Raw genomic sequence first — 18,069 nt, 5'->3', positions numbered from 1 at the left:
CTCATTGAAACCACTGGGCTGAAACCGTGTTGATTCGGTTGGATTAGACATACGGTATGATAGCGAATAAAGATGGGTTGGTGGTACCGGGCCTGAACAGAACTAACACAAGTATAGGTGGATCTCCATTGATTCAAACTAAGTAGTAAAAGATTTGCTGGCACGGCATGTGACGTTTCCTCATCCATTTCTCATTTTTTTGTTTTATAATGGGACGGGGCCACATGAAAAGGAGATCGAGATGAAGCGAATATTAGTAATCGAGGATGAGAAAAGTTTAGTCCGGTTTATTCAGCTCGAATTGGAGCACGAAGCTTTTTTTGTACAAGCCGCCTATGATGGACAGAGCGGTTTGGAGCTTGCGCTGGGACAAGATTGGGATCTGGTTTTGCTAGATGTTATGCTTCCTTATCTTAGTGGCATTGAGGTATGCAGACGCATTCGGGCTGTTAAGAAAACTCCGATCATTATGTTAACGGCCAGAGATAATCTTTTGGATCGAGTTTCCGGCTTAGACAGCGGAGCTGATGACTATATCGCTAAGCCTTTTGACATCGAAGAGCTGTTGGCCCGGATGCGTGCATTGTTTCGCAGAGTTGAAATGGCAGAGAGCGTACCTCATGCCATATTGTCATTTCGCCATATAAGGGTCGATGTAGATGCCAGAATCGTACATAAGGACAACCAGAGCGTGGAACTTACGAGGAGAGAATTTGACCTTGTTGTCGTTTTCATGAGACATCCTAACTTGGTGCTGACAAGGGATATGCTGCTGGATCAGGTTTGGGGGTATGATTCTATTGTTGAGACGAATGTTGTCGATGTCTACGTCAGATATTTGCGAAATAAGCTCGACAATCCCGGAGAAGAGAGCATCATTCAAACGGTTCGCGGGATCGGATACGTGATGCGATGATCGAACGGATATCGATGACAGTTAAACGCATGCGCATCAAATGGAAGCTCATGTTGGGCGCTACAGTGCTTATTTTTCTTTTATTTGCTTCCTACAATTTTGCTCAATATTTAGTCTTGAGATATTGGATGTTGAATCAAGAGAAGAGCGCCATTCAACGGACGATGGGGCAATTTCAAGAGTATTTACTGGATAAGGCAAGTGCCGCTGTTTCATTGCAAACTGCCGAAACGCAATCGTACATGGATAAATTGGTAGGGGACAATGAAATGATTCGATTCAATGATCCGCAAGGAGTTCCCTTGCTGGTAGCTACAAATCAATTTGATGCCGACTGGATCGTGCCTCAGCATGTGGATACGCAGCAATTGTTGGATACGTCTCATGGCGAAGATCACATTCTCATTCTAAGAGGCCCTGTCAATTCGCCAACGTTGCATGGAACGATAGAGATTGCAAGCAATTTAGAGACTTTCGATCATTTTAATCAAACCTTGTTCTGGGTTATGATTATCGGGGGCATGTTGGCTGTTGGTATAAGCGCAATTAGCGGATTAGCTCTGGCCAGGCAATTCATGCGGCCGATCCGGGCGCTGGATTCAGCGATCCGAAGCGTGAAGCAGAAAGGGCTCCGCGAACGTGTTGCCAATATTGAGAATGGGGATGAATTATCCAGTCTTGCGGAGCTTTTTAACGATCTGATGAACCAACTTGAAGGTTCCTTTCGCCAACAAAAGCAATTCGTCGAAGATGCTTCTCATGAATTGCGGACGCCGATAACGATCATGGAAGGTCACTTGTCCTTACTGAATCGATGGGGAAAGGCGGATCCTGCCGTATTGAATGAATCGTTAGAAGCCTCGCTGCTGGAAGTACGGCGGTTGAAAGGTATCGTGCAAGAGCTGCTGACACTTACCAAAGTAGAATCCCCGCGATTATGGGTAAATAATGAGCCTGTTTCACTTGAACCTGTGCTCATCCAAACGGTCGAGCGTGTGGAAAATATCCACCCTGACTTTGTCTACCAAGTGGAAACTGCTGAGATTAGCGGCGTCGATATCGAGATAAACCCCCTCCATTTGGAACAAGTACTGCTCATTGTCCTGGATAACGCCGTTAAATATTCGGTTGAGCATAAGAGGATTGTCGTACAAGCTCATCTTGAAAATAAGCACGTGCTCATTTCTGTCCAAGATCAAGGGATAGGAATTCCTCATGAAGATTTGCCTTATGTATTCGATCGTTTCTATCGCGTGGACAAAGCCCGAAATCGGGAAATCGGTGGAACGGGACTCGGCTTATCCATTGCGAAGCAGATCGTACACAACTACCATGGCGAGATGTTGATCAGCAGTGCAGAGAATCAGGGTACCAAAGTGACAATCAAGCTGCCGATTTGTTAAATTTTCATTTCCTTTTCTCATTTGTTTTTCATGTTAGCGATGTAAGGTAATTGTAAATCGCTCGGCACGAGTGAGAAACATATAAAGGATGATGAAAATGAGTATCGGACAGCTAGACTATCAACTGTTTCAAATCATTAATCACTTGGGTGTGAGTGTTTCGTTCTTGAATCCGCTTATGCGTTTTTTTGCGCAGGATGCGGAATACTTATTCTACTTAGGTATTGCCGTCTATTGGTTTACAAGAAGAGAGGCGAATCGGAAAATGGTCGCAGAGGCACTCGTTTCCGCATGCGTCGGTTTGCTGATGAGTGGACTGGTGGGCCATTTCTTTTACCGGGACCGGCCATTTGTCAGCCACACCGTCTTGCAATTGATTGCGCACCCCGCTAATGCTTCCTTCCCAAGCGATCATGCGATAGGCGCCTTCGTGATCGCGACTTCGATTTGGTTATTCCGCAGAAATGACGGGAAAGTTTGGTTTGGTTTAGCGGCTTGTATTGCTTTATCCCGGGTCTGGACCGGAGTTCATTATCCGACGGACGTCATCGCAGGAGCCGTAATCGGGATGTTGGCCGCGGCGATCGTACATCAGCTAATCGCTCGTTCCAAGCAGGTACAAAAACTAAGAGATGCATGTATCGATGTTTATGAAAAATTGGAAGCGAAAGTTTGGCCGAACACACAGAAACGTTTTAATTAGTTAAAGATGGATGTGAATTTATTTGCGAAGCAAATATTTCTTTATATCATTTCTTCTCGTTCTAACAGCATGTTCGCATCCGAACAGCGGAAATGAGGGGCAGTCTGTAACCACTTCTCAGAGTCCCCAACCAACGGCGACGGCAGCTGCAGCTGCTTCAACTTCCGCTCCTGCAAATCCTTCCGTTCAAACAACGGTTCCGGCTCCTACGCCTCAGCCTAGTTCTCCTGCGAGCAAGGCGGAGGCACCTAAAGATTCCTCTGCGACCTTAAGGCCCGATCATGTCGTCATCGTTGTGGAAGAAAATCATTCCTATGAAAAAATCATCGGAAATGCTTCGGCTCCGTATATGAATGCGTTAGCTGGGCGGGGAGCGTTCTTTACGCAATCCTACGCTGTTACGCATCCCAGCCAGCCCAATTACTTAGTCCTTTTCTCCGGTTCTAATCAAGGGGTTAAGGACGATTCCTGCGGACATACGTTCAAGGCACCAAATTTGGCTAGCGAGCTGCTATCAGCAGGCTATACGTTTGGCGGCTATTCAGAGGACTTGCCATCCGTGGGCTCCACTGCTTGTACACATAAACAGTACGGCCGCAAACACAGCCCTTGGGTAAACTTTACCAATGTGCCTAAGGAAGCCAATATGCCGCTAGAAAGCTTTCCAAGCGATTACAGCAAGTTGCCAACCGTTTCGTTCGTGATCCCTAACATGGACCATGATATGCACGATGGAACGATTCAATCAGCCGACGAATGGCTGAAGAAACATATGGGGTCCTATATCGATTGGGCGCAAAGCCACAATAGTCTGTTCATACTTACCTGGGATGAGGATGATTCTTCCAAGGATAATCATATCCCGACGATTTTTGTGGGTCCGATGGTTAAAGCTGCACATTACGACCAGCGGATCACACATTCTAACGTACTGCGTACGTTAGAGGACCTATATAAACTGCCCTATACGGGCAGTGCAGAAGATGTGGCGTCGATCCAGGCGATCTGGAAATCCTAAGGCGAATAGCAGTCGAAAAACCTCCCATTTCAGACGATGAAATGGGAGGTTTTTCATTCACTTTTCATGGACCTCAAGACAATAACCGACACCTCGGACGGTTCGGATACGGAGATTCGGAACAAGCCATTTTTTCCTCACATAACGGATATACACATCCACGAGATTGGAATTTCCAAGAAAGCCGTATCCCCATACATCTTTCATAATTTGCTCGCGACTCAGAATTTCACCTCGATGTTCGATTAAATAAAGCAGCAGTTCAAATTCTTTGGGCGAAAAATCAATTTTATTGCCGCTCTGCATGACTTCTCTAGTTCTTAGATTCAATGTAGTTTCTTGTATCGTAAAGGCCGTCGGCTGCTGAGGTCTGACTTCAGTTCCACCGCTTTGTTGACGAAGGCAGGCACGTATCCGAGCAAGCAATTCCTCCATGTGAAAAGGCTTGGTAACATAATCCTGTACACCCAGATCAAGTCCATTCACAATATCCGAAGTGGTACTACGGGCAGACACCACGATAATGGGTGTTTCGATATGGGCGGATCTGATCGATTTAATCAAATCAAACCCATTGTAGATGGGAAGTGAAATATCGAGCAGAATAAGATCCCATAAGCTTTGCGTGGCGCTCCGCAGTCCATCTGCACCATCGAAGGCTAACTCGACGATATACCCGGCATTCGTGAGCTCTAATTGCAGCAGTCTAGCTATTTTTGCCTCATCTTCAACGACAAGGATTCTATTTGGCATCAACAGCACCCAATTCGCAGGTAGGATAATGGTTAGAAGCGCTCCTATATCTTATGCGTGCCAACAAAAGATGTTCGTTTGCCATCCCTGAATAAGTCTAATTCCTACTTCCAAGTTGTACATATACTAAACTAATAGGAATCATAGACAATTGACAATCTAGAGGTGGATAGAAGTGAAAAAAGACACGCTGGTCATTAAGCATAACCTGCTGCCCTGGTATAATGAGCTGGATGATACATTAGATATTGACGGTCCTGGATTTCCATCGTCCTACCGTGAGCGGATTCTTGCATTCGGTGAATATACTCTAATCATGATCTCAATAAAAGAAACGCATCTGAAAAAAGTTGAGGAAGAACAAATTGATGCGTTATAGCATTCTGAAAACACTCGGTCGCCTGTCGAACGGGTGTTTTTACTGTTCTTTATATTTACGACGGCGGGTGAACATTTAAGAAATTTTTAAGAATTGGTTCACAAGCGTTTCATTTTTGGCGCCTATGATGATTATGTAATCAAATTTATATCATTTTAGGAGGAAACAATGAAGAAGAAATGGTTAATGCTAGGAAGCGCTGTTGGAATTAGCAGTATTGTGATGGTTACTACCGGGTTTAGTGCACTGGCCAGTACATCGGGCTATGATGCATATAAGTCTGCGCTGAAAAACACAAAAACGGTTCAAAACGTAGCCGTACAAGCTGCTGCATCCCTTCAAGACAATGGCAACGTTCTTGCCAATGCAACCGGGAATTTTAAAGTGAGCGTAGCTGCTAAAACGGCAAGCGGAAGCGCTGATATTACCGCAAATGGTACAAAGCAATCATTGAGCTTCTTTAAGCAAAACAATCAAACTATATTGAAATCAAGCGCAAGCGATACTTACTATGTGAAACAAGAGGGCCAAGAGAAGCACAAGAAAGCAACGGAATCTACTGACGGACAAATCCCTCAACAAGTGGAAACGGTCATAGACGCATTAGTGGGTAACTTGAAAGATTATGTGAATGTAAATACCCAAACGGACGGATCCAAAGAAATTTCCGTGCAGCTCGACAATGCGCAGCTCCCAGCAGTTGTGAACGCGATCGCGCCTATTGCCATCAAAGAAGCAACGAAACAGGAGAATGACGGCGAGAAACAGGATGGCAATAAACCGAATGAAATTCCGTTCCAAAAAGATGTTCTGAAAGAAGCCGCGCCTCAACTGACGCAAGATATTAAAATTGAAAAAGTAGCGATCAAAGCGACTGTTAATGCAGCTAACTACCTGGAACATCAAGAAGCCGACTTAACTGTCTCCGGTAAAGACGATAACGGCACCGCTCACCAAGTTACGATCCATGTACAAGCCGATCTGTCCGGTTTCAACAGCACGACACCGGATACCATCGATCTGACTGGCAAAACCGTTCAACAATTGAAACATGGACACGAAGGCAAGAAAAACGGACAAAATGAGTAAGTAGATCCAAAACAAGACGCAGATAGGTTTTCTTTTGAAAGCCTATCTGCTGCTTATTATGGTATACCTTTTCCTGTGAAAACCAATGAAGAGGAGGAATGTTAGTTGAAGCCCATTCTAGAAACAAACAATCTTAGTAAACTTTACGGCAAGGAGAGGGGAATCCGTGATATCAGCTTGCAACTACATGAAGGGGACATCTATGGTTTGCTTGGGCCTAATGGGGCAGGGAAAACAACCTTTCTGAAGCTGATAACGGGTTTAATTCGTCCCGATCAGGGAACGGTCCATCTATTTGGCGCCAATATCGCCGAACATTTCGAGCAAGGTATGCAGCATGTCGGCTGTATGATTGAATCGGCAGATTTTCACGACTTTTTAAGCGCTCAGCAGTACCTGCAGCTTGTAGCCCGGTTTTACCCCGGAATCCCAGATAAACGGATTGATGAGCTTTTGGACATCGTCGGCCTCCAAAAAGTTCGAAAAGAGAAGATTAAAGGGTTCTCGACCGGCATGAAACAAAAGCTAGCTCTCGCAGCCGCAGTTTTGCCGGAACCGAAGTTCGTCATCCTGGATGAGCCTACGAATGGTCTGGATATCGAAGGGACCGTTTTGTTCCGTAAAGTGGTTAAGCAGCTTTCCGAGCAAAAGGGCACGTCATTCATCATCTCGAGCCATATGATTCATGAACTGGAACAGCTCTGCAACCGGGTTGGCGTCGTTGTCAATGGGCAATTGAAGCGGGAAGGCTATGTGTCCGAATTGCTGCAAAATAATCAATCGCTTGAACAATTTTATATCGATGAACTACAACTTACGAAGGAGGGATTAGAGCGTGCATAGGTGGAAAGCGGGTTATATCAACGAGCTTTATCTGCTCTTTTATCGAAAGAAAGTGCTTATGTTTGCCGTTTTCTCAGCTATTCTTCCGATATTGCTGGCTGTTTCTCTGAACGCTCTGCAACCGATTCTTGGTTTGCTAGCCGTCAGCCCTTCATTTCCTATTGAGATGCTGTCGATTTATACAGGCATTTGGATCCCGCTGTTTATTCTGACCCTTACAGCCGATTTATTTCCCAATGAAGTGGCATCCCGGACTTTGAAATTAGCCTTGTTAAGGCCGAATACACGTTACCAGGTATTTGGAGCAAAGGTAGCGGCAATCGGAACAGGGATAGCAGTTTTGCTCATTGTTCTTGGAATTATTACATTTTTTTGTAATCTGTTTGCAGGGACTGCGGTAAGCTTTGCCGAAGGAATAAGTATGCTAAAAGCATATTTTGCAGCGTTTATTTCCATGCTCGCGATTGCTTCCGTCTTTATATTTGTCGCCCAGTTTTTTAAAAGCGCCAGCGGCTTTATGGTTTTCGCCATCGTGTTCTATGCCGCGGCGAAAATAGCGCCTTTCCTGTCCAGTGCTTTCTCGGCATTTTCACCGACAGCTTATACTGATTGGCACATGTTATGGCTAAGTTCTACGGTTTCTTCCGGTAAACTATTGACGTCGACATTGTTCTTACTCTCCAGCTGCATCTTATTTTTTGTACTTGGCTACTATAAATTTGATCGTAAAGAAGTCTAATAAAGGGATGTTGGCATGTCTATTCGTCTAAAATTACTGCTTTCGTATGCCGCCATGCTCATCATTCCTCTTGTGATGATGATCATAACTGCCGCGCTCCTCGTTGTCGTCTTTCGAGGCGATTTTCAAAGCATCCGCGACCAATACGGATCAAACAGCGGCTTGTTCGAGAACCACAATGTGGAGCGGCTTGTGAAAGAAATGAAACGTACCGCGGAAACCAATCCGGCGATCTTATCCGATCCGGGGTATCTTGCTGATATGAACCAGGAGCTTCAAACGAATAAATCCGATCTGATTGTACGTAAGAATAATGTTATAGCCTATGTATCGCCATCCTTTCAAAACAAGGAGATGTTCAATCAGCTGCCGGCAAGCGATCATCCCGGTCATATCGAGAAAGAAGAGCCTAAGCGATACGGCAATCAACTGTTTGAAGTGGTCCATTTTGATTATATGAATTCAGACCATCAACCGGGAAGTGTGCTTGTGGTCACCACGGTAAATCCGCTGGTTAATTTCGCGCAAAAGTTTTTTCCCATTTTATTTATCACCTTATTAATTATCCTGATACTCACACATTCGCTGCTCACTTATTTTGTTTCGAGAAGCATTATAACGCCTTTACAGAAACTGAAACATGCAATGAGGAGATTGAAATTAGGCGATTTGGACTTTCAGGTAGAGATTACGAATAAAGATGAAATAGGACAACTTAGTCAGGCTTTTGAGCAGATGCGCAAGCAATTGCAGGAATCCATTCAAACCCAGATGCAGTATGAAGAAAACCGCAAAGAACTTGTCTCTAACATCTCCCACGATTTAAGAACACCGCTGACTGCGATCAGGGGCTATGTGGACGGGATTGGCGACGGCATTGCAGATACACCCGAGAAAAGGCAAAAGTATATCGAGATCATCTCATCCAAAGCCGAAGAGATGGATCATCTGATCGACGAATTATTTCTGTATTCAAAGCTGGATTTGAAACGGCTGCCGTTTAACTTTGAAATTGTTGATTTACGTGCTTTTTTGCTGGATTGGTCCGATGAACTTGACTTTGAGCTTGGAAAACACGGCGTTCATTATACGTCAGATATCGCGTTCGAACAGCAAACCTATATATCGATCGACCGGGATAAAATCAAACGCGTATTCTCCAACATAATGGACAATTGTATGAAATATATGAATAAACCGGAGAAACAAATCGATCTGCGAGCCTACAGATCCGGCCACCATGTCGTCATCGAGATCAAGGACAACGGTCAAGGTATTAGCGCGGATGCGCTCCCGCTTATTTTCGATCGTTTCTATCGCGCTGATCCTTCGAGAAACAGCGATACCGGCGGAAGCGGACTGGGTCTAGCCATTTCGAAACAAATAATCGAAGGCCATGACGGTACGATACGAGCAAGCAGCAAAAAGGGTGAAGGAACATGCATCAGTATCACCTTGCCGCTTAGAACGAATGAAGATGGTGATGACAGATGAAGAATATCCTGATCGTAGAAGACGAACAGCTCATTGCGGAATTGGAGCGAGATTACTTGGAAGTCAGCGGCTTCAAAGTCGATATCGCCATAGATGGGGAGCAAGGCTTGAAACTTGGCATGAGCGGGGAGTATGATTTGATCATCCTAGATCTGATGCTTCCTATCATTAGCGGTTTTGAGGTATGCAAACAAATACGTGAGAAGCATAACATACCGATCCTAATGGTGACTGCAAAAAAAGAAGATATTGACGTCATCAAAGGATTGGGACTCGGTGCTGATGACTATATCACAAAGCCATTCAAACCTGGAGAATTAGTAGCGCGTGTTAAGGCGCATCTAGCCCGGTATGAACGACTCATCGGGGAGAAAGAGAATAAGGAAATCATCCGTATACGCGGACTCCTCATTGATTACGGCTCGCGCAGAGTTTTTCTGCATGAGCAAGAGATTTCGCTAACCACCAAAGAATTTGATTTGCTTTATTTCCTGGCAATGAATCCGAATCGGGTATTTAGTAAAGATCACCTTTTCGAGCGAATATGGGGAATCGATGCGCTTGGGGATTCTCAAACCGTCACGGTTCATATTCGTAAACTGCGGGAGAAAATTGAAGTGGATACCTCTAAATCCGAGTACATCGAAACTGTCTGGGGAGCAGGCTATCGCTTTCGGTTATGAGTAACTCATCTAATTAATGGCAAGGAGGCTGCCTTGATCATGAATAGCGATCCACGCATTTTAATTCTAACGGCAAGCTATGGCAATGGGCATATCCAAGCTTCGCAAGCTTTGCAGCAGCAATTTTTCAAGCAAGGTGTGGAACAAGTGAAAGTCGTCGATCTCATGAAAGAGGGTCACCCGTTTATCAATATGGTTACGACTTCCCTTGTGAACAAAAGTACGCAAATATCCCGAATGGGACTGGATTATTACGGGTGGAGCTATTATTTAACGAGGGAAACGAAGCGGACCGCTTTATTTCAACGCTCGATGACGGCTCTTGGCAAGAAGAAGCTAAAGGAAATCCTTCATGAAGGGCGTCCTGACGCTGTCGTAAATACGTTCCCTTTTGGCGCATCACCGGAAATTTGCAGTTCCATGGGCATAAATAATTATACCGTGCTAACGGATTTTGCACTGCACGCCACTTGGCTGCATCCAGCCGTTGATAAATATTATGTGGCTACGGAAGAGCTGAAGCAGCAAATTGTCTTCAAGGGATTCCCGAGAGATCGTGTGGAAGTCAGCGGGATCCCAGTGCGCAATGAGTTTATGGAATTACCGAACTTCAAGAAACAGCATCGAAAAAAGATACTGGTTATGGCCTCCGATCAGGGGGCCTCAAGCTATACCGAAGATTTGCTGGAATCACTGATTACCATTGACAATTGTCAAGTAATCGTCGTTTGCGGGCGAAATGAGAAGCTGAAACTCAAGCTGGAATCCCATTTTCCGAATCAACCGCATTTAAACATTCTTGGGTTTGTTAACAATTTGCATGAAATCATGTCAGCTGCAACTTGCATTATTACGAAAGCAGGAGGCCTTACGTTATCGGAAGCGATAGCCATACAGCTCCCTATTTATATTTATAAACCATACGCGGGACAAGAAAGAGAGAATGCCAAATATCTTTCCAGCCGCGGTGTCGCCTCGATCTCCGATAGTATACAAGACTTGACGAACAGCATCATACGATTACTCGAGCATCCCAGCTTGCATGATGAAGTGAGAACGCGCATGCTGGGCATGCAAAAAAGACAAGCAAGCGTACATATTGTAACGGATATTATTCATCACATTAATCAACCTGTTTCGCTATCCATCTAGACTTCAAATCACCGCCTGAATGTTCAGGGGATGTTGCATAGAAAGATCATTCTTTTTCTCATCATCTACTCATGCACCTTGACTTTATATATGGTATTCTTAAGATACAAAGGCAGGTGGCATACAGTGGGACATTCTTTTCTACTCTTTATTGCTCAATACGGGTACGCAGCGGTGTTCTTGCTGCTCTTCATAGGTATTGTGGGGATACCGATCCCTGTTGAAATCATATTGCTTAGTGCCGGTACTCTGGCGCTTAAGACAAATCTTCATTTTGGATGGTTAATCAGTTTTGCATGGATTGGCGCCTGTATGGGGATGATCTTCAACTATTATCTTGGACGAAAAATCGGATTGAAACGGATTAGCTATTTGACGAAGTGGATTCACCTTCCGGAAAGTAAATTAGACAAGTGGGCCGATCAATTCCGGAAGTACGGATCACTCTTGCTGTTGGTTGGTTATTATGTAACAGGTCTTCGACATGCATCGCCATTTATCGCTGGAGCCATTAAAATGCGCTTCCTTAAATTCATAGGAATCGCGAGCGCAGGGGCACTGGCCTGGATCATGATCCTTGTATTTATTGGGCAGAAACTAGGCAAGGCGTGGCATCATTACTATGCGCAGCTTCATCATCCTCTTTGGATCGTTCTTGCTATTCTCATAGTCGCACTAATTGTGGGTTTGAAAGTCATTCTTCGGCAACGCTCATACTCATTAAAAAGCAAAACCTCCAATCCGCATTAAATGCGATTGGAGGTTTTATTTTGTACTTTCTTTTTGTAATTTCGATACTCTTTATACCACTGAAAAATCCAGACGGATAAAGCAAACCAAAACCCGCTTGCGAAGTAAGCACCCACAACATCACTGGGGTAATGGACGCCTAAATAAATGCGGCTTATTCCGATGAGAAGAATCATCGCAACGCTAAAAATGACAACGGCCGTTCTTCCGCGGCGAGTCGAGATATGTCGCCAAAGCAGGAAGGCAAGGGATGCATAGAGAGCAAAAGCTTCCATCGAGTGCCCGCTTGGAAAGCTGTAACCGGTCTCTTCAATGAGCCGGTGCAGACTGGGCCGCTGCCGCTGAAAGATTAGCTTGAGAACTTGATTGAAAATTGCAGTACCGGCAATGATGCTCACAAAAAAAGTGAGTTCCAATCGGTGATGTAATACCTTATACAGAAAAACCATGGCAACGATAGAAAGAAGAATGACTATGGGGGTGGAACCAATAAATGTGAAGCATTTCATCACCGCTGTGAGCCACGGAGCCTCCGATCCTTGAATGGAGGAAATGATCGAGCTGTCGAGTTTCGCGACCCAAGGTCCTTTGAAAAGTGAAGCGACAAAGATGAAGCAAAGGAATGAAAGAATGCTGAGTACGAAAACAAAGGTTACTTTAAGTTTAGGAGTCATGGTCGTCAATCACCTGTAGTGGAATGTTTAGCCTCCAATGATCCATCTCGGATAGCTTCATATAAAATTAACATAATGCGGAATGAGAAAGCAATTCGCATGAATGTTCAGACAACATACTTCATTTTCTTCGCTTCGCTTGGATGAACCTTCCATGCAATCGCGCATACCGGAGCGCTTTGAAAAACATGCGTTTGTCCTTCAATTGATTAAAAATAAACGGATCCGGGGCCGTGTTCACTTCAAGAATCCATGGCTTGAGCTTCTGGTCGATCCCCACATCAACCCCGATTTCTTTAAACCCTGGATGATACTTTTGAAATTGTTTGGCGATTTGGTAGCCTATTCCTTTAAGTTTCTTGATGTATTCTTTCTTCCTAGACTCATTGAGGTAGGGGCTGAGCAATAATTCCAGAGGCAATGGCTTGCCGCTGTTATGGAAGTTGGTGACAATCTTATGGGGATGGGCGACACGACCGATATAACCGGTTGTTTCCAATTCCTGCTGCGGATTTTGTTGAACCATGATACGAATGTCAAATATCCGCTTCTGATAGGTTAACAAATGAATCCCTTTTTGAATTAAATAGGCTCGATTCATCTTGGCTTTGTTTAAAGCTTTGAATAAATCGTCATAGGTCGCGAAGGTCCGGGTTACTGTACCGGATCGATAACGATAGATCTTTGCGCTCACGTTATCTACCCGTATAACCCCTTGACCAAAGGTGCCGTTAACCGGTTTTACGTACACCATCTTATATTTCTTGAGCATCGCGAGCAGATTGGTATGGTTAAAGATTCTTGTCTCAGGTACAAATTGGCTTAATTCTTTATTCGACAAGAGCATTTTTGTTTTCGTCCATTTACTGCCCAGCGTGCGGGAGCGGGTTGTTCTCATCTAAGCACCTCAACTTTTAAAATTTAGATGAATAAATGCCTGTTAATTTCTTTGCCGTCGATTTCCAACTAAATCTTCGCAACATATCTTGCCGAGCCTGCTTCGCGAGCTGCTTGGCTCTTTCTTTATTTTTCGCAATTACCAAGATTTGTGCGGCAAAAGCTTCGGGGCTGCGGTATTTCGTAACTAACAGCCCGTTGCGCCCGTGTTGAACAATTTCCGGGATGCCGCCATTGCGCGAAGCGACGGTAGGAATGCCGGACGACATCGCTTCCACATTGACAAGCCCAAATGCTTCATGGCCTTGGGAAGGACATACAAAGCAGTCCCCAGAGGCGTAAAACTGCGGCATTTTGCTGCGCGGTACGTACCCTTTGAATGCCACAGGAATACGTAATGAAGCGGCTAGACGTTTTAAATGCGCTTTGTAGTTGGGGCGCCCTGTACCTCCGGCGATCACTAACTTCGCATTGGGAACGGATCTTCGAACGATTTGCGTAGCCTTCATTAATACAGGAATACCTTTACGGGGGATTAGCCGGCCAGCGAAAAGAATGACGAACGGTTGGCCGTTCGTTTTGTGTTTTTGCCGGGGTTTGAACTGGTGTAAATCAACGCCGAGATGAACGAAACGAACCTTATGGCTTTGTGAAGGGAATGTTTTTTTTAGATGATTTTGCAAGGATCGGCTGTTTCCGACAATTCGGTCAGCGCCGCTTAGATCTGCCGCGGCCTGTTTGATCGTTGTCATCGGAGGCGATATGAACGTTGTAGAATGTAAGAAGACAGAGATTGGCGTATTTGGGAACACCTTTTTAACAGGATGAACAAAGCGGGGACGGTTATCTATTTGAATCACATCGAAATGCCGGCCTCGTATCGTGCTTAATACGTTTGAAAGATATGCTTTTTTCGTAGCTCCGGGTACGCGAATTATGGTTACATGACCAAGAACGCTCTTCTTAGGAAGAGTAGAACGCAAACGGCTGACAATCGTTACCGAATGTTTGGGCGATATTTGTTTGGCGATCTGATAAATGCAATGTTCCACTGAACCCCCAACAGGAGGAGGGACTGGAATTTGCTCCGGCGCGATGATTAATATACGCACTATGCAATGTCCACCTTTCGTTTGATCCATGTCGTCCTAATATCATATTCAACACGGATAAACGGACTTGGAGCAAAGTCTATGGCGAATATTAAAATTTTTTCATTTTTGGGCAGTTGCATCGGTGCTTCAAAAGATTACATAAAATTAATTATGTAAACAAAATAAAAATGAATATTTATCTATTATTTTATAATGATTATAATTGGTAGATATAGACATTATGTAAAAAAGGGAGGAGAAGGATGACATTACGTGACTCCATGATTCAGGCAGTTCTTTTTGATTTAGATGGAACGCTATTAGATCGGGATACTTCACTTAAATTATTTATTCAGGACCAATATGACCGTTACTTGGATAAACTCAACCATGTTCCCAAGACTATTTTTGTCGATAGATTTATTGAGCTGGATAACCACGGTTATGTATGGAAAGATAAAGTATATCAAGCGCTGATCCATGAGTGTGAGCCAGTCGGATTAACCTGGGAAGGACTGCTTCAAGACTATTTGGATCATTTCCCCAGATTCACAGTCGCATTCCCGAACACAGAAGAGGTCCTGAAGTGGCTGCGGAATCAGAATATCAAAATCGGTTTGATCACAAACGGCTTTACGAAATTCCAACAGGCTAATTTGGGCTCACTCCATATCGAGGGTTATTTTGATGAAATCTTGATTTCAGAAGAAGAAGGGGTTCGCAAACCGGATCCAGAAATATTCAGGAGGGCATTCAATCGATTGAAAGTCCACGCTTCCAACTGCATATTCGTAGGGGATCATCCGATTAACGACGTTAAGGCATCTATGAACGCAGGCGCGATTGGGGTATGGAAGCGGAATGATCACGGCGCAATAGAAGTTGAACCGGATCGCATTATAGATGATTTAGTCGAAATAAAATCAATACTTGAAAACCTCAAAGATGAAATCGATTAATCTGATCCCATTGACCTTCTTTGATTAAAATTTCCTTTTGCTTTGGACCTATAATGTCATAGTGGGGATAAGGCGGGCGATGATGAATGTATTGTGGATTCAGACCATGATTAACGCACCACTTCGCTAATCTCTCTAGATCCGAGCATCCCGCTTTCGTCACGGTACGGATACCTGGAAACCGTTCATCCAGCCAATAATGGGTCAGAAAAGCAAGCTCGCCGCGACTTACGGCCGCTTTCCATGAGATAAGTTCTTCTCTCCGAATACCGAAGGCCATTGTGAGGGATTCTCCTTTACTAATGATGTCCTACTTATTATAACACGAAACGATGTATGATCTCCCTGCCCGGGGAAGCTGCGTTCTTTCGTATCTTTTCTAAAAAAGGAGTTGCCGCCAATTCTTATCATATAAATCGATAAGTTCCATATTCATAAAAGTACGAGCAGGACCATTCTTTGCAGAAAGAGTGTGATCGAGCATGAGTGTATGGTTTTGGTTGATTGCGATACTTTTGCTGATATATACCCTAATACCGACCGTCCTAGTTCGGCTGTTCGGCATTGGTGTGTATAAAAAAGGGACGTTGGCCCCGGGCATTGCACTGACCTTCGATGACGGTCCCGATCCGGATTATACGCCAAAACTGCTCGATCTTCTTGGGAAATATCAGGTGAAAGCAACCTTTTTCGTACTGGGATCCAAGGCGGAGATGTATCCCGACTTGATCGTACGGATGCACCAAGAAGGACATCTAATTGGCGTTCATAACTACGTTCATCAGGCCAATGCGTTCATGACGCCGTGGAAGGTCCGTAGGCAGCTGAACGATTCTCTAAGGATCATCGAAAACATAATCGGCGTCAAGCCGGTATATTACCGGCCGCCATGGGGAATTATCAATCTGTTTGACTTTTTGCTGATGAAACGATTTCATTTTGTTTTTTGGTCCTTGATGGTTGGGGATTGGAGGAGCAAGGGAGGTAAGGAAGCTCTCCTGGCCAAACTGCATGCCAGAGTTAAAAGCAATGATGTTATTGTGCTTCACGATAGCGGTCAGACTTTTGGAGCGGATCCGCGTGCACCGGGCTATATGCTGGACGCACTTGGGGAATTTCTGGAGGAGTGCGCACGGCGGGGATTTATGATGGTGCGCCTAGATGCCAGCTATCAGGCAGACTTATATGCGCGGCAGAAGACCTTGAAACCGCTGAAGAGAATGCTTATTTACTTATGGTTAAAATGGGAGCAAATCTTTCATTGGCTATTCAATATTCATCCCATTGATGTGAATCATCCAATCTTTTATAGCCGAGTCCGCAAATATAAAGGAAAAACGATCGAATTGGCCAATGGTGAAGTGATTCGTCCCGGAGATCTGGTTGTGGAGCTGCACTTCAATAATGAGAAGTTGTTCCAACTGATTTCGGAATCGAGCTCGATGGTTCATCTCGCTGTGAGTATGATTCGCGATGTTCAGCGATTTATGCCGGCGATGACGCAATATGTTCATTTCCATCAGAATGTCAGAGGGATTTACGGGATCACCATGATCCATCGCGGATCCAAACAGCTGGGTTTTACTGTGGAAGAGCTTCCGAAGGGCCTGTTTAACGTGCTTAGCCAAATTTATTTAAGGTTGTTGCTGTTCATCATTCATCCGAACGGCAGAGATCGTCTGGAGTTAAAAAGAGGACTGCTAACGCCACGGATCGTAGCGATCTCTGCTCAAGAACTGAAGAGAAGATATCCGGTTAATTCGAGTTGATGAAGGGCCTCGCTTTTTTCAGCTGAGGCTCTCCTTTTTTTGCATTAGTTTTGATACAATATGTATCAAGTATGCATATTACCAATGAAAGGGGATATCTTCATGAATGTTCAACGTGTGAATTACAAGGATATGGCTCAGCAATTGCAGACGGGAGATTTGCTGTTTTGTCACGGGCTTTTTCAGGAGGCGCTTCAAGTTGAGGTGGTCGAAGGTTCGATTTGGTCCCATATGGGAATGGTCGTACGGCTTCCGGATTATGATGAGCTGCTATTGTGGGAATCGACGACCACGGAGACGTTGAAGGATGTAGAACTCCATACGATCAAGACCGGTCCTATGCTCGTATCTTTGCGTGATCGGCTCATCACTGACGTGAATGAGCAATATGATGCGCTATTTGCATTTCGTCTGCTGGAGGCGCCAAGAACGGACGAAATGAACCGAGAGCTGCAACAATTCATTGAGGAGGTTCATGGTGCCAGTTTTCCATCCATGACTCGCATGGCATTGGAGCTTTTGGAAGGCAAGCTGAATATCCAGGCTGGCTATACTAATTTCTTTTGCAGCGAGCTTGTAGCTGAGACGTATATGCGTCTTGGGCTGTTGGATCGCTCGCGAGCCTCTAACAGCTTTGAACCGAAAGACTTTGCAGATGGCCGGTCCCTGCCGCTTGCTGAAGGGTGCCGGCTCGGCAATGTGCTCTATCAGCTTTCAGATGCGGATGCGGCCACCGCTTAGGTTTGCCTTATAG

General features: G+C 44.7%; 20 protein-coding genes. 15 read left to right on the top strand and 5 right to left on the bottom strand.

Translation table 11 applies throughout. The features are described 5' to 3' along the window. The first annotated feature begins 241 nt into the window (after nt 1–241). The 4 genes from ACFQZT_RS22980 to ACFQZT_RS22965 all read left to right on the top strand — a co-directional run bounded on the left by ACFQZT_RS22980 (nt 242) and on the right by ACFQZT_RS22965 (nt 4,040). Nucleotides 242–916: a response regulator transcription factor gene (locus ACFQZT_RS22980; protein ID WP_379303507.1), complete on the top strand. Its 675-nt coding sequence runs from the start codon at nt 242–244 to the stop codon at nt 914–916. Beyond that, nucleotides 913–2,319, top strand: coding sequence for a HAMP domain-containing sensor histidine kinase (locus ACFQZT_RS22975; RefSeq protein ID WP_379303505.1), 1,407 nt, complete (start codon nt 913–915; stop codon nt 2,317–2,319). The genes ACFQZT_RS22980 and ACFQZT_RS22975 overlap by 4 nt, the downstream gene beginning before the upstream one ends. A gap of 97 nt (nt 2,320–2,416) precedes the next feature. After that, nucleotides 2,417–3,022, top strand: a complete 606-nt coding sequence (locus ACFQZT_RS22970) for an undecaprenyl-diphosphatase (protein WP_379303503.1) — start codon at nt 2,417–2,419, stop codon at nt 3,020–3,022. Between the two features lie 22 nt (nt 3,023–3,044). Next, nucleotides 3,045–4,040: an alkaline phosphatase family protein gene (locus ACFQZT_RS22965; RefSeq protein WP_379303501.1), complete on the top strand. Its 996-nt coding sequence runs from the start codon at nt 3,045–3,047 to the stop codon at nt 4,038–4,040. A 57-nt stretch (nt 4,041–4,097) separates the two neighbouring features. Here ACFQZT_RS22965 and ACFQZT_RS22960 read toward each other — a convergent pair whose 3' ends face one another. Continuing rightward, entirely contained in the window at nt 4,098–4,793 is a 696-nt protein-coding gene (locus ACFQZT_RS22960; RefSeq protein WP_379303499.1) for a response regulator transcription factor, read from the bottom strand. Nucleotides 4,794–4,968: 175 nt separating this feature from the next. Between ACFQZT_RS22960 and ACFQZT_RS22955 the strand changes: the two genes are divergently transcribed. The 8 genes from ACFQZT_RS22955 (at nt 4,969) to ACFQZT_RS22920 (ending at nt 11,922) form a co-directional block, all read left to right on the top strand. Beyond that, complete coding sequence (locus ACFQZT_RS22955) at nt 4,969–5,172, top strand: hypothetical protein (RefSeq protein WP_379303497.1); 204 nt, start codon at nt 4,969–4,971, stop codon at nt 5,170–5,172. 168 nt (nt 5,173–5,340) lie between these two features. Next, the gene (locus tag ACFQZT_RS22950; protein WP_379303495.1) at nt 5,341–6,261 is read left to right on the top strand and encodes a hypothetical protein; all 921 of its coding nucleotides are present in this window, start codon (nt 5,341–5,343) and stop codon (nt 6,259–6,261) included. A gap of 105 nt (nt 6,262–6,366) precedes the next feature. Further along, nucleotides 6,367–7,104, top strand: coding sequence for an ABC transporter ATP-binding protein (locus ACFQZT_RS22945; protein WP_379303493.1), 738 nt, complete (start codon nt 6,367–6,369; stop codon nt 7,102–7,104). Further along, nucleotides 7,097–7,843, top strand: coding sequence for an ABC transporter permease (locus ACFQZT_RS22940; protein WP_379303491.1), 747 nt, complete (start codon nt 7,097–7,099; stop codon nt 7,841–7,843). The genes ACFQZT_RS22945 and ACFQZT_RS22940 overlap by 8 nt, the downstream gene beginning before the upstream one ends. Before the next feature lie 15 nt (nt 7,844–7,858). Beyond that, nucleotides 7,859–9,337: a sensor histidine kinase gene (locus ACFQZT_RS22935; RefSeq protein WP_379303489.1), complete on the top strand. Its 1,479-nt coding sequence runs from the start codon at nt 7,859–7,861 to the stop codon at nt 9,335–9,337. Further along, on the top strand, nt 9,334–10,020 hold the full coding sequence (locus tag ACFQZT_RS22930; protein WP_379303487.1) for a response regulator transcription factor: 687 nt from the start codon (nt 9,334–9,336) through the stop codon (nt 10,018–10,020). The genes ACFQZT_RS22935 and ACFQZT_RS22930 overlap by 4 nt, the downstream gene beginning before the upstream one ends. Nucleotides 10,021–10,059: 39 nt before the next feature. Continuing rightward, nucleotides 10,060–11,172 carry an MGDG synthase family glycosyltransferase gene (locus ACFQZT_RS22925; RefSeq protein ID WP_379303485.1) on the top strand — a complete coding sequence of 371 codons (1,113 nt, stop codon included), beginning with the start codon at nt 10,060–10,062 and terminating at the stop codon, nt 11,170–11,172. Between the two features lie 126 nt (nt 11,173–11,298). Continuing rightward, nucleotides 11,299–11,922 (top strand): DedA family protein, encoded by a 624-nt coding sequence (locus tag ACFQZT_RS22920; protein WP_379303483.1) that lies wholly within the window; start codon nt 11,299–11,301, stop codon nt 11,920–11,922. Here ACFQZT_RS22920 and ACFQZT_RS22915 read toward each other — a convergent pair. The 3 genes from ACFQZT_RS22915 to ACFQZT_RS22905 form a co-directional block, all read right to left on the bottom strand. Beyond that, nucleotides 11,919–12,596, bottom strand: a complete 678-nt coding sequence (locus tag ACFQZT_RS22915) for a phosphatase PAP2 family protein (RefSeq protein ID WP_379303481.1) — start codon at nt 12,594–12,596, stop codon at nt 11,919–11,921. The genes ACFQZT_RS22920 and ACFQZT_RS22915 overlap by 4 nt on opposite strands. 121 nt (nt 12,597–12,717) lie before the next feature. Beyond that, entirely contained in the window at nt 12,718–13,494 is a 777-nt protein-coding gene (locus ACFQZT_RS22910; protein WP_379303479.1) for a YheC/YheD family protein, read from the bottom strand. Between the two features lie 16 nt (nt 13,495–13,510). Next, nucleotides 13,511–14,605: a glycosyltransferase family 4 protein gene (locus tag ACFQZT_RS22905; RefSeq protein ID WP_379303477.1), complete on the bottom strand. Its 1,095-nt coding sequence runs from the start codon at nt 14,603–14,605 to the stop codon at nt 13,511–13,513. Between the two features lie 263 nt (nt 14,606–14,868). Here ACFQZT_RS22905 and ACFQZT_RS22900 point away from each other — a divergent pair, with 263 nt between their 5' ends. Continuing rightward, entirely contained in the window at nt 14,869–15,546 is a 678-nt protein-coding gene (locus tag ACFQZT_RS22900) for an HAD family hydrolase (RefSeq protein ID WP_379304185.1), read from the top strand. On the opposite strand, the gene ACFQZT_RS22895 is transcribed toward ACFQZT_RS22900, so the two are convergent. Beyond that, on the bottom strand, nt 15,527–15,826 hold the full coding sequence (locus tag ACFQZT_RS22895; protein WP_379303475.1) for a hypothetical protein: 300 nt from the start codon (nt 15,824–15,826) through the stop codon (nt 15,527–15,529). The two genes, ACFQZT_RS22900 and ACFQZT_RS22895, sit on opposite strands and share 20 nt — an antisense overlap. A gap of 202 nt (nt 15,827–16,028) precedes the next feature. Here ACFQZT_RS22895 and ACFQZT_RS22890 point away from each other — a divergent pair, with 202 nt between their 5' ends. Further along, a complete protein-coding gene (locus ACFQZT_RS22890; protein ID WP_379303472.1) occupies nt 16,029–17,315 on the top strand; it encodes a polysaccharide deacetylase family protein in 1,287 nt (428 codons plus the stop codon). Between the two features lie 102 nt (nt 17,316–17,417). Continuing rightward, nucleotides 17,418–18,056 carry a hypothetical protein gene (locus ACFQZT_RS22885; RefSeq protein ID WP_379303470.1) on the top strand — a complete coding sequence of 213 codons (639 nt, stop codon included), beginning with the start codon at nt 17,418–17,420 and terminating at the stop codon, nt 18,054–18,056. Nucleotides 18,057–18,069: the final 13 nt, after the last annotated feature.

The organism is Paenibacillus sp. GCM10027628 (assembly GCF_042676385.1).
In the GTDB taxonomy this organism is placed as follows: Bacteria; Bacillota; Bacilli; order Paenibacillales; family NBRC-103111; genus Paenibacillus_E.
Note: the sequence above shows the minus strand (reverse complement) of the source record. Positions and strands in the feature narration are given on the sequence as shown.